The following is an 11,998-nucleotide window of genomic DNA, read 5'->3' on the forward strand; positions in this document are numbered from 1 at the left end:
GTCAGCACCCCAAAAAAACAAACCTTGCGAACCGCCCTCTTTCGAGTCTGGCAGCTTTGCAAGGCATCGTGCTGTCGATAGACGCTATTGTATAGACGTTTATCGACGCATTTCACAAATTTGCAATTTTTTTCAACTGCAAGCCTGTATCACACTTTCCACTTCTCCAGCAGCTTCTCCGGGCGCAGAGAGTCATAGCCTTCGAAAGGTTGGTGGATCCAGGGGTTGGTGGTCAGGAACTCCACCGAGTAATCGGGCGTGAAGGTGGAGACACCCTTGGTCCAGATCACCGCGCTGCGCAGCTCCGTGATGGGCGCGTAGTTGTTCTTGAGCATGTGGATCACCGCATTGAGCGTGTGACCAGAATCAGCCAAGTCATCGACCAGCAGCACACGCCCAGCAATCTCACCCTTGGGGGTGGTGATGAAGCGTGCGATGTCCAGGTGACCCTGCTGCGTGCCCGCTTCAGCGCGGTACGAGCTGGTGGACATGATGGCCAAGGGCTTGTCAAAAATACGGCTCAGGATGTCGCCAGGACGCATACCGCCGCGAGCCAGACACAGGATGGTGTCGAACTCCCAGCCGGATTGGTGAATCTTGATGGCCAGTTTTTCAATCAGTCCATGGTATTCGTCGTAGCTGACATACAGGTGCTTGCCGTCTTCAGTAAGCATGGGATTCCTCAATCAAAAAATAGCTACCAGCGCTCAGGCCTGGTACGGGTTGTGCATCAAGATGGTGTGGTCGCGATCAGGGCTGGTCGAGACAACGGCGATTGGTACGCCTGTCACTTCCGCAATGCGATCCAGGTAGCGGCGCGCGTTGATCGGCAGCTTGTCGTATTCGGTAACACCTACCGTGGTGTCGGTCCAGCCAGGAACCGATTCATAGATCGGCTTGCAGCGCTCGATATCGTCGGCACCCAAAGGCAGCAGATCGATGCGCTCGCCGTCGAGCTCGTAGCCCACGCACAGTTGCAGCTCTTCAATACCGTCGAGCACATCCAGCTTGGTGATGCACAGGCCGGACAGGCCATTGATCTGGGCGGAGCGCTTGAGCAAGGCCGCATCGAACCAGCCGCAGCGGCGATAGCGACCGGTGGTCACGCCTTTTTCAGCGCCGACGGTGCTCATCACCCAGCCAGGTGTGCCTTCTTTTTGCCATTCCAGCTCGGTCGGGAACGGGCCACCACCGACACGGGTGCAATAGGCCTTGGTGATGCCCAGCACATAGTGCAGCATGCCTGGGCCCACGCCGGCGCCAGCAGCGGCATTGCCGGCTACGCAGTTGGACGATGTCACATAGGGATAGGTGCCGTGGTCCACATCCAGCAGCGAGCCTTGCGCGCCTTCAAACAGCAGGTTGCCGCCTTCGGCATGCAGCTGGTTCAGCTCGGAAGACACATCAGCAACCATCGGCTTGATCAGCTCGGCGTGCTGCATGGCTTCGTTGTAGACGGCGTCGAATTGGATCTCGCCATTCTTCATGTAGGGCGCCAACTGCGGACCAAAGTCAAACTTCTGCGAACCGAGCACGTTCACCAAGATATGGTTGTGCAGCTTCAGCAGCTCACGCAGCTTGGTGGCAAAACGCTCGGGGTGCTTGAGATCTTGCACACGCAGGGCGCGGCGGGCAATCTTGTCTTCATAAGCCGGGCCAATACCCTTGCCGGTGGTGCCGATCTTTTGCACACCGCCTTGTTCACGGGCTGCTTCACGGGCCAGGTCCAGCGCTTGGTGGAAAGGCAGAATCAGCGGGCAGGCTTCAGAGACGCGCAGGCGATCACGCACCTGAACACCGGCCTTTTCCAGGCCTTCGATTTCTTCAAACAGCTTGCCAACCGACAGCACCACGCCGTTGCCGATGAAGCACTTGACGCCCGGGCGCATGATGCCGCTGGGAATCAGGTGCAAAGCCGTCTTCACGCCATTGATGACCAAGGTATGGCCTGCATTGTGGCCGCCTTGGAAGCGCACCACACCTTGTGCGCTCTCGGTCAGCCAGTCGACCAACTTACCCTTGCCTTCGTCACCCCATTGAGTGCCAACCACAACAACGTTGCGACCTTTGGAGATAGCCATGTCTTTTCCCATCCAAGAACAAAATACGGTTAAATGCTGCGCACGATCCACTGGCCATCCACTTCGGCCAGCTCTCGATCACAATTGAATTCGTCGACTTCGTCGTCATGCCCGGGCAGCGCGCAGACCACGGTTTCACCGGTCTGGCGCAAGCGAGCGATGACCTGGCGCATGTCCTGACGGTCTACCCAAGGCGCGCGAATGGCGGCCTTCAGCGGGCGCGGCTCGACCACCGGCACCAACTGCTTGATGTCCAGACTGAAGCCGACTGCCGGACGGCTGCGACCAAAGGCTGCGCCAACTTCGTCGTAACGGCCGCCGCGCACCAGCGCATCGGTCACGCCTTGCGCATAAATCGCAAAGCGCATGCCGCTGTAGTACGAGTAGCCCCGCAGATCGGCCAGGTCGAAAGTGACTGCTGGGCTGTCAATGCGGTCCGCCAACTGGCGCAAATCTGCCAGAATTGGCGCCACGCCGGGGATCGCCGCCAACGCTTTTTCAGCCTCTGCCAGCACTGCCACATCGCCATACAGATTCAGCAAGGCACGCAAACCATCGCGCTGCGCCTGCGGAAAATCGCGTGTCAGCAGCGCCAGCTCGGAGGCATCCTTGACCGCCAGCGCCGCATGCACGCGGCGCAAAGTGGGTAGATCCACCAACAGGCCTGCGAGCAGGCGCTGAACGATGCGGACATCGGCCAGGTCGACCGAAAAATCATGCAGCTGGGCCACGCGCAGCGATTGCGTCGCCAAGGCAATCACCTCGACATCGGCCTCTACCCCTGCATGGCCGTAGATTTCGGCACCGAACTGCAAAGGCTCGCGGGTGGCATGCGGGCGATCGGGCTTGGCGTGCAGCACCGGGCCGCAGTAGCACAGACGCGTCACACCCTTGCGGTTCAGCAAATGGGCATCAATGCGGGCAACTTGTTGGGTGGTGTCAGGGCGGATGCCCAGGGTGCGACCGGAGAGCTGGTCCACCAGCTTGAAAGTCAGCAGGTCCAGTGCTTCGCCGGAGCCGGAGAGCAGCGAGTCCAAATGCTCCAACAGCGGGGGCATCACCAGTTCGTAGCCGTAAGCACAAGCCGTGTCGAGCAGGCCACGCCGAAGCTCTTCGATGTGGCGCGCCTCGGAAGGCAGCACATCGGCAATGTGATCCGGGAGGATCCAAGCAGACATGGGGAATTGGGAGGGCTGTTAAAAACGTGATTCTACAGGGATGGCAGCCGATGAACGGCATATCCTGCTCTCGGCACTGCGCCTTTGCGGCCATTACAGAGCCCTTCGCCTAGCGGTGCTATAAGAAACCTCAATGAAAAAAGCCACTTTGCCTAAGCAAAGTGGCTTGTCGTCGTAGCGCCGAGGTCTTATTTGGCCGTCGGCGAGCGGTAGCCCTTGAAGAAATCGGACGACGACGGATCAACCACGATCACATCGGACTTTTTGTTGAAGCTCGATTTGTAGGCTTCCAGGCTGCGGTAGAACTGTGCAAACTGCGGATCCTTGCCAAAGGCCTCGGCGTAGACGCGGGCTGCTTCGGCATCACCCTGGCCCTTGAGGGCCTGGGCATCACGGTAAGCATTGGCCACCGTCACTTCCCGCTGGCGGTCCGCATCAGCGCGGATCTTTTCACCGACAGCACCACCGGTCGAGCGCAGCTCGTTGGCGACGCGCTTGCGCTCGGCTTCCATACGGCTGTAGACCGACTCAGTGATCGCCTCGACATAGTCCACACGCGTGATACGCACGTCAACAATGTCGATACCCCAGGGCTTGCCGCCCTTGACGGCTTCCAGCACTTCGCGCTTCACATCGGCCATGGTCTGCTCGCGCTTGCCAGAGATCATGTCTTGCACCGTACGGCGGTTGACTTCCTCCTGGAAGGCATTGCGCACCACGCGGTTGAGTTGCACAGCGCCCTGCCCTTCGGTGGTGCCCACATTGCGGATATAGGCCGATGGGTCGGTAATGCGCCAGCGCACGTACCAGTCGATCACCACACGCTGTTTTTCAGCTGTCAGCATCGATTCGGTATCGGTGCTGTCGAGCGTGAGTAAGCGTTTGTCCAGGTAGGTCACGTTCTGCAGCGGGGGCGGCAGCTTGAAGTTCAGACCAGGCTCAGTGATGACCTCCTTGATCTGACCCAAGGCATACTTGATGCCGAACTGGCGCTGGTCCACCACAAACACCGTGGAGCTGAGCAAGGCCAGCACCACCAGCACGGTTGAAGCTAAAAATCCCATTCGATTCACAAATCACTCCTAGCGCGACTCGCGGTCACGGGTACGGCTGGTATCACGGGCACGGGCATCGGGCACCGAAGGTGCTGGCACGGGTGCACTGGTCGTGGGCGCGGTCGAGCTGACCGAGGCATCACCTGCAGCAGCGCCAGCCTGGCCCTGCTGCATGAGCTTGTCCAGCGGCAAATACATCAGATTCGAGCCTTGCTTGGAATCCACCACCACCTTGGTCACATTGCTGTAGACCTGCTGCATGGTTTCCAGGTACAGACGGTCACGGGTGACCACCGGCGCCTTCTGGTACTCGGTATAGATCGATGAGAAGCGCTGCGCATCACCCTGGGCCTGCGCAACAATGCGCTCCTTGTAGGCAGCAGCCTCTTCCATCAGACGCGAAGCGGTACCGGTGGCACGGGGCACCACATCGTTGGCATAGGCTTCAGCCTGGTTCTTGGTGCGCTCACGCTCCTGGCCGGCCTTGAGCACATCGTCAAAGGCCGCTTGCACCTGCTCGGGAGGACGCACGCCACCTTGCTGCAGGTTGACACCCACCACTTCGACGCCAATCTTGTAGCGGTCCAGAATGACCTGCATCAGCTCGCGCACACGGGGTGCAATCTGGTCACGCTCTTCAGCCAGCGCAGCGTCCATCTTCATCTTGCCGACCACTTCGCGCACGGCGGTCTCGGCCACTTGGATGACGGTATCTGCCGGCGCCTTGCTCTCAAACAGCCAGGCGCGCGCATCGCTCAGGCGGTACTGCACGGCAAACTTGATCTCGACGATGTTCTCGTCTTCGGTCAGCATCGCCGACTCACGCAGACCCGTGGTCTTGATGATGCTGTCACGCCCCACGTCCGCAGAGCGAATCTGCGAGACATAGACCAGCTCATGGCGCTGGATGGGGTATGGCAGGCGCCAGTTGATACCGGCATTCACCGTCTTGTTGTACTTGCCAAACTGCGTGATGACGGCCTGCTGGCCTTCCTGCACGATGAAAAAGCCTGTACCCAGCCAGATCAGCGCAGCCACACCGACGATCAGACCCAGGCCAACGCCTGCGCCTTTGAACTCCGGCGGCTGGCCTGCGCCACCACGGCCGGTGCCGCCACCCTTGCCACCACCAAACAAGCCGCCCAGCTTCTTGTTCAGGTCTTGCCACAGCTCGTCCAGATCGGGCGCGCCACCAGAGGCGGGGCGCTGCGGATTCGGACGGTTGTTCTGCTCGGGAGGGGTGTAAGGTGGACGCGCAGGCTCTTGACCGGCATTGCTGCTGTCGTCCTTGCCGTCGTCGCCCCGCCCCCAGCGGGGATCGTTCAGGTTAAACATTCCGCGCAGGCCTTGCGGCAGCAAAGCCAGGCGCGGAAAACGTGAATGAAGTTTCATTAGCGATGTCTCTATGAATCAGCGTTACAAGCGCATGCAAGCAGCCATTGTGGCAGGCCTAGTGGGCATTTCCCAGCAATTCGTCATCAGCGTCTGGGGCTATCTCCAAAGTATCGCCCTGGTTGAGCGATGCCTGCCGAGCCACCAGGGCCTGAGCCAGGTACTCGCGCACCGCCTCCAGCCCCAGGCCCTTGGCCGCACTGACAAAGAATCGAGGAACCTGCACACCATCGAGCTCATAGCTGTCTGCAAGCACCGGCGGCCGCCGCTCTGGCTCAATGGCATCCAGTTTATTGAATACCAGAACCTGCGGCACGTTTTCTGCCCCAATTTCCCGTAGAACCTTTTGAACTTGTTGTATTTGTTCCGGGTGGGCAGGGTTGGAGGCATCCACCACATGCAGCAGCAAATCTGCATCGACTGCTTCTTGCAGTGTCGCCTCAAAAGCATTGACCAGCCCGTGGGGCAGATCACGGATGAACCCCACGGTGTCGGAGATGGAGACGGACTGCTGGGCCGCCTCCAGGTACATCTGCCGCGTTGTGGTGTCCAGGGTGGCAAACAGCTGGTCAGCCGCATAGGCCCGCGCCTTGACCACCGCATTGAAGAAGGTCGATTTGCCCGCATTGGTGTAACCCACCAACGAGACATTGAAGGTGTCGTTGCGCTGCCGCTGGCGGCGCTGCGTCGCCCGTTGCTTCTTGACCTTGAGGAGCCGGTCCTTGGTGCGCTTGATCGCATCGTTGATCATGCGCTTGTCCAGCTCAATCTGAGTCTCACCCGGCCCGCCACGCGTGCCGATGCCACCGCGCTGTCGCTCCAAGTGCGACCAGCGGCGCACCAGGCGCGTGCTGAGGTACTGCAGCTTGGCGAGTTCCACCTGGAGCTTGCCCTCATGGCTGCGCGCGCGCTGGGCAAAGATCTCCAAAATCAGCAAGGTGCGGTCATTGACCGGCATCTGCAAATGGCGCTCCAGGTTGCGCTGCTGCGCCGGGCTCAGTGCCTGGTCGAACAAGATCTCGGTGGCACCATAGGTCTGCGCAACCAGGCGGATCTCGTCGGCCTTGCCGCTGCCCACAAAGAGTGCCGCATCGGGCACCTTGCGCTTGCAGACCAAGCGTGCAACCGGGTCCAAACCTGCAGTTTGCGCAAGCAGGCCCAACTCTTCCAGTTCGGAATCGAAGTGCGGAAAACCAAAATCCACCCCGACCAACATGACCGGGGTGGATTTCTTATCGTTGAAATTTTGTTGATTACTCAATGATGTAGAGCTGTTCACCCGAGGATTTCACGGATGTAGGGCTGTCAAAAGCGTTAGGCTGCAGCCTCGTTGTCCTGGGATTCAGGGGACGAGAAATTCACAGCACGACCGGGAACAATGGTCGAGATCGCGTGCTTGTACACCATCTGGGTGACGGTGTTGCGCAGCAGCACAACGTACTGGTCAAAGGATTCGATCTGGCCTTGGAGCTTGATGCCGTTGACCAAATAAATGGACACTGGCACATGCTCGCGGCGCAGAGCGTTGAGGAAGGGATCTTGCAGAAGTTGGCCTTTGTTGCTCACGATATTCTCCGTGTTCAGACAGTGTTGTTGTAAAACGCCACCTTACCACAGTGGCAACTAAACTGAACGATAAATGGTTTATTCCATGCAATGGGTCTGTGGTGCAGACCTCACCTCACTTGTACGCTATCAATCTTTGTCAGCGTAAGGGTTAAGTGAGGTCTTGAATTCAATCCGCAAGGGGGTGCCGATTAAATTAAATTCCTTGCGGAAGCGCCCTTCCAAAAAGCGGCGATAGGCGTCGGTGATGTGTTCAAGCGAATTGCCATGGATCACGATCACTGGCGGGTTCATACCGCCTTGGTGCGCATAACGCAGCTTGGGGCGGTAAGGGCCGACCTTCTTGGGTGTCTGGAACTGCACCGACTCCAGCAGCAAGCGCGTGAGCACTGGCGTTGGCATCTTGCAGGTGGAGGACTTGTGCGCCTGGATCATCGAGGTCCAGACAGGGCCCAGGCCCTGGCGCTTTTTGGCCGAGATGAAATGCAACGGCGCAAACTTCAGGAAAGACAGGCGCAGCTCGATCGAGCGCTCCAGCATCTGGCGACCATAGTCATCCAGCGCATCCCATTTGTTGACGGCCAGCACCACGGCGCGGCCGCTCTCCAAAATGAAGCCTGCGATATGGGCATCCTGGTCCGTCACGCCCTGGGTCGCATCGAGCAACAGCAGCACCACGTTGGCGCCTTCAATGGCCTGCAAGGTCTTGACCACCGAGAACTTCTCGATCGCCTCAAACACGCGGCCCTTGCGGCGCAGGCCTGCGGTGTCGATCAGCTGGAACTGCTGGCCATTCTTCTCGAACGGCACCGCAATTGCGTCACGGGTCGTGCCGGCCATGTCAAAGGCCACCAAGCGCTCTTCACCCAGCCAGGTGTTGATCAAAGTGGACTTGCCCACGTTCGGGCGTCCTGCCACCGCCAGCTTGATGACCTTGTCATCCTCTTCGGGCTCGGCATCCTCTTCCTGGCTGAGCCAAGGCAATTTCTCCAGGGCCATGTCGATCATGGTCCGGATACCCTGGCCGTGCGCGGCCGAGACGGGGAATACCTCGCCCAGGCCCAGCTCGTAGAACTCGGCCAACTGGCCGCCATCCTTCATGCCTTCGGCCTTGTTGCCCACCAGCATGGCGGGCTTGCCCAGGCGGCGCAGATAACCGGCAATCTCATGGTCCTGGGCGGAGAGGCCCAGACGCACATCGACCACAAACAGCACCACGTCGGCCTCAGCAACCGCCTGGCGGGTCTGCTTGGCCATTTCCTTGAAGATACCGCTGGCGGCATCGGGCTCGAAACCGCCAGTATCAATCACGATGTATTCGTGCTTGCCTTGACGGCCTTGACCGTAGTGGCGGTCGCGGGTCAAACCGGCATAGTCGGCCACGATGGCATCGCGCGACTTGGTCATCCGGTTGAACAAGGTGGATTTGCCCACATTCGGGCGCCCCACCAAAGCAATAACTGGCTTCATTCCTGACTACTTTTTCTTTTCTTACTCGGGCCTAAAGCCATACACCGCGCCGTCATTCGTCTGCACCACCATGGTGTTGCCTGCCAGCACTGGCGCGACGGATATGCCGGAGCTATTGGTAGAAAAACGGTTCAGCGGAGAGCCGTCTTTCTTGGACAACATGTGTACGGTGCCTGAACTATCACCAAAAATGACCGAGCGCCCCAGCACCAGCGGCTGGCTCAGCTTGCGGTAGCGCAGACGGTTGCTGGTCCACACCACGCTGCCGCCGTTTTGCGCCCAGGCCGTGATCACGCCGTTGCCATCGGCACCGGCCACGACATCGGCATCACCCGAAATGCCATTGATACCTTCGGCACGCACCGTCCAGCTCAGCTGGGCCGTGGCGGCATCAATGCAGCCCACCGCCATCTGGTAGGCACGCGTGCACAACACCGAACCTTGGCGCGATACCCCGCCCACCAGCTCGACCAGACGCTCAACGTCGTTGGTGCCGCGCGGGCTGGCAATGGGCACTTCCCAGCGCAGAGCGCCGGTGTTGGGATCGATCCCGACAAAGCGGCCCGACACCCCAGCGATCAGGGTGTCCTGGTAAGCCGTCAGCACACCACTTTGGCGCAAAACCAGGGATTCGCTGGTCTTGGCCTGGTTCCACAGCGCCTGCCCGGAGGCGGCATCAAAGGCCTGCACCGAGCGGTCGGCGCTTTGCACAAAGATGCGCTGGCCGGCCACCAAAGGCGCGGTATAGACGCGCGCTGGCAGGCGCTTGCGCCACATCTCTTTGCCTTGGTTGATGGCCACCAGGTTACCGTCTTCGGTCACCACGGCGGCCCATTTGCCATCACTGCCTACACCTGCGGACAATTTCTGACCGAGGTTGAGGCGCCAGAGATCGGCACCGGTGTCGGCATTGACTGCAGCGATCTGGCCATCCGCAGAGGCCAAGGTCACGACATTGCCGCTGACATTCATCACCAAGGTCGGATTGCTCTTGCCAATACGCTGGGTCCAGGCCTGCTGTACGGACAGCAGCGCGACATTGGGCTCCAGCTCGACAGGCTTACGCTTGTCCGACGAGAACAAAGAGCAGCCCGCAATGGCCAGGGCCACTGCCGATACCGTCAAAACCTTGGCCGCAGCTGCTGCTGCGGCATATGCCTGTTGTTGTTTCATGCGCACTGCCTTTTGCCATCCATCACTTCAGATCTTCGCCCAGCGCATTGAGCTTGACGGAGATCACGTTGCGGTATTCCACGCCCGGTTCGGTCTTTTGCAGAGCCGCCTTGTAGGACTCGATGGCTTGCGCCTTATCGCCCTTGGCCAGGTAGACATCACCCTTGTGGTCTGCCACTACTGCATCAAATTCCGTCGGCATCTTGGTGTTAAGTTGCTTGAGCGCTTCATCATAGGCCTGGCTGTTGAGCAGCACGGCCGCCAGACGCACACGGGCCGTGGCCTTGAGGCCTTCGTCCGCGGCATTGTCTGCCACCCAGGTGAGCGCTGCCTTGGCATCGTCCATCTGGCCCTTGTCGCCCGCAGCCTTGGCCACCAGCAAGCCGGCATGCGCCGCTTGCACGGTACCTCCGTAGTTGCTGCGCAAGTCGCCAAAGGCCTGGTCGATGCGGGTCTTGTCGCCCGAGTTGACCGCCGCCTCGACAGCCGAGGACAGCGCGCTGGCCTGCGATGCCTGGCGGTTTTGCCAGTACAGGTAGCCATTCCAGGCCGCGAAGCCGCCCATCACGATGACCAGCACCGTGGTAATCAGCGTGCCCCACTTATTCCAGAAGTGCTTGAGCTGGTCTATCTGTTCCTGTTCTTCCAGATCTAAATGCGTTGCCATAGTTGTTCTAATGGAGTTGATTCAAAAAAATGTTGGCAGCCCAAGCTGCCCTCAAGCGCGCAATTGCGCTGCCCAATCGGCCACGGCGTTCAGCGGTTGCTCGGCCTGTGCGCCTTCGCCATCGCGCAGCTGTTTGACGGTGACCATACCGCGCTGCATCTCGTCAGTGCCAAAAATCAGCGCATGGCTTGCGCCGCTGGCATCGGCCTTCTTGAACTGCGATTTCATGCTACCCAGGTTGCCTGCCGAGGCCGAGCCATGCATCTGCACCCGGACACCGGCTTGCCGCAAACGCTGCATCACTTGCATGGCCTGCGGCAGCAGCGCCGCGTCCGGCAGGATAGCGTAGGCATCAATAGACGGGCGATCCCACTGGATATTCAACTCCTTGATCAGCTCAAGAACGCGCTCAATGCCCATGCCCCATCCCACCGCCGGCGCGGGCTTGCCGCCGATCTGCTCGATCAGGTAGTCATAGCGCCCGCCGCCGCAAATCGTGCCTTGGGAGCCCAGCTTGTCGGTGATGAACTCGAACACCGTCAGGTTGTAGTAGTCCATGCCGCGCACCAGACGCGGGTTGACCGACCAGGCCACGCCATTGGCATCCAGAATGTCCTGAACGGCCTTCAGGTGGGCCTTGGAGTCCTCGCCCAGAAAATCCAGCAACTGGGGCGCGGCATTGACCATGGCCTGCATCGCCGGGTTCTTGGTATCCAGCACGCGCAGCGGGTTGCTGTACATGCGGCGCTTGCCCTCTTCGTCCATCACCTGGGTGTGCTGCTCGAAATAGTCCACCAGGGCATCACGGTGGGCCCGGCGCTCGTCGGGCTGGCCCAGGCTGTTGAGCTCCAGGCGCACGCCTTCAATGCCCAAATCCTTCCACAGCTGCGCTGCCAGCAGGATTACTTCGGCATCCAGCTCGGCGCCGCCAAAGCCCATGGCTTCAACGCCCACTTGGTGGAACTGGCGGTAACGGCCGCGCTGGGGCTTTTCACGGCGGAACATGGCGCCAATGTAGAACAGGCGCTTGCCGCCGTCATACAGCATATTGTTCTCAACCACGGCACGCACCACGCCGGCCGTGCCTTCGGGGCGCAAGGTCAGGTGTTCGGCCTGGCCATGCTTGTCCGCCCGGTCTTCGAAGGAATACATTTCCTTCTCCACGATGTCGGTCACCTCGCCCAGGCCGCGCACAAACAAGGCCGTGTGCTCGGCCAAAGGCGTGCGGATATTGCGGTAGGCAAAGCGCCCCATCAAATCCCGCACCTTGCCCTCAAACCACTCCCACATGGCCGAATCGGGCGGCAGGATATCGTTCATGCCTTTGATGGCGGCCAGCTTTTCATTCATGCCCATGGGCTTCAATCTCTCTGTTCAAAAACCTTGCACACACTTGCGAACCAAGTGCAGGCAGCT

11 protein-coding genes are annotated in these 11,998 nt (G+C 59.9%); all 11 read right to left on the reverse strand.

What is annotated here, in order from left to right:
* Positions 1-149 precede the first annotated feature (149 nt).
* Positions 150-674, reverse strand: coding sequence for a phosphoribosyltransferase (locus M2375_RS20600; protein WP_259170091.1), 525 nt, complete (start codon positions 672-674; stop codon positions 150-152).
* Between the two features lie 33 nt (positions 675-707).
* Positions 708-2,081, reverse strand: coding sequence for an adenylosuccinate synthase (locus M2375_RS20605; RefSeq protein WP_259170092.1), 1,374 nt, complete (start codon positions 2,079-2,081; stop codon positions 708-710).
* Positions 2,082-2,110: 29 nt separating this feature from the next.
* Complete coding sequence (locus M2375_RS20610; protein WP_259170094.1) at positions 2,111-3,259, reverse strand: ATP phosphoribosyltransferase regulatory subunit; 1,149 nt, start codon at positions 3,257-3,259, stop codon at positions 2,111-2,113.
* A gap of 188 nt (positions 3,260-3,447) precedes the next feature.
* Complete coding sequence (gene hflC, locus M2375_RS20615) at positions 3,448-4,332, reverse strand: protease modulator HflC (protein WP_259170095.1); 885 nt, start codon at positions 4,330-4,332, stop codon at positions 3,448-3,450.
* 9 nt (positions 4,333-4,341) lie between these two features.
* The gene (hflK, locus tag M2375_RS20620) at positions 4,342-5,706 is read right to left on the reverse strand and encodes an FtsH protease activity modulator HflK (protein WP_259170096.1); all 1,365 of its coding nucleotides are present in this window, start codon (positions 5,704-5,706) and stop codon (positions 4,342-4,344) included.
* Positions 5,707-5,764: 58 nt separating this feature from the next.
* Positions 5,765-6,922 (reverse strand): GTPase HflX, encoded by a 1,158-nt coding sequence (gene hflX / locus M2375_RS20625; RefSeq protein ID WP_259170211.1) that lies wholly within the window; start codon positions 6,920-6,922, stop codon positions 5,765-5,767.
* Positions 6,923-7,020: 98 nt separating this feature from the next.
* Complete coding sequence (gene hfq, locus M2375_RS20630; protein ID WP_404979358.1) at positions 7,021-7,272, reverse strand: RNA chaperone Hfq; 252 nt, start codon at positions 7,270-7,272, stop codon at positions 7,021-7,023.
* Between the two features lie 129 nt (positions 7,273-7,401).
* A complete protein-coding gene (der, locus tag M2375_RS20635) occupies positions 7,402-8,742 on the reverse strand; it encodes a ribosome biogenesis GTPase Der (protein WP_259170099.1) in 1,341 nt (446 codons plus the stop codon).
* A gap of 21 nt (positions 8,743-8,763) precedes the next feature.
* Entirely contained in the window at positions 8,764-9,915 is a 1,152-nt protein-coding gene (gene bamB, locus M2375_RS20640; protein WP_259170100.1) for an outer membrane protein assembly factor BamB, read from the reverse strand.
* Between the two features lie 22 nt (positions 9,916-9,937).
* Positions 9,938-10,582 (reverse strand): tetratricopeptide repeat protein, encoded by a 645-nt coding sequence (locus M2375_RS20645; protein WP_259170102.1) that lies wholly within the window; start codon positions 10,580-10,582, stop codon positions 9,938-9,940.
* A 51-nt stretch (positions 10,583-10,633) separates the two neighbouring features.
* Positions 10,634-11,938, reverse strand: coding sequence for a histidine--tRNA ligase (gene hisS, locus M2375_RS20650; RefSeq protein WP_259170105.1), 1,305 nt, complete (start codon positions 11,936-11,938; stop codon positions 10,634-10,636).
* Positions 11,939-11,998 lie beyond the last annotated feature (60 nt).

This window comes from Comamonas sp. BIGb0152 (assembly GCF_024809975.1).
In the GTDB taxonomy this organism is placed as follows: Bacteria; Pseudomonadota; Gammaproteobacteria; order Burkholderiales; family Burkholderiaceae_C; genus Comamonas.

Excerpts from the sequence above, each read along its gene's own strand:
- M2375_RS20600 (WP_259170091.1), bottom strand. The coding sequence starts at position 674 with ATGCTTACTGAAGACGGCAAGCACCTGTATGTCAGCTACGACGAATAC.
- M2375_RS20605 (WP_259170092.1), bottom strand. The coding sequence starts at position 2,081 with ATGGCTATCTCCAAAGGTCGCAACGTTGTTGTGGTTGGCACTCAATGG.
- M2375_RS20610 (WP_259170094.1), bottom strand. The coding sequence starts at position 3,259 with ATGTCTGCTTGGATCCTCCCGGATCACATTGCCGATGTGCTGCCTTCC.
- hflK (WP_259170096.1), bottom strand. The coding sequence starts at position 5,706 with ATGAAACTTCATTCACGTTTTCCGCGCCTGGCTTTGCTGCCGCAAGGC.
- hflX (WP_259170211.1), bottom strand. The coding sequence starts at position 6,922 with ATGTTGGTCGGGGTGGATTTTGGTTTTCCGCACTTCGATTCCGAACTG.
- der (WP_259170099.1), bottom strand. The coding sequence starts at position 8,742 with ATGAAGCCAGTTATTGCTTTGGTGGGGCGCCCGAATGTGGGCAAATCC.
- bamB (WP_259170100.1), bottom strand. The coding sequence starts at position 9,915 with ATGAAACAACAACAGGCATATGCCGCAGCAGCAGCTGCGGCCAAGGTT.
- M2375_RS20645 (WP_259170102.1), bottom strand. The coding sequence starts at position 10,582 with ATGGCAACGCATTTAGATCTGGAAGAACAGGAACAGATAGACCAGCTC.
- hisS (WP_259170105.1), bottom strand. The coding sequence starts at position 11,938 with ATGGGCATGAATGAAAAGCTGGCCGCCATCAAAGGCATGAACGATATC.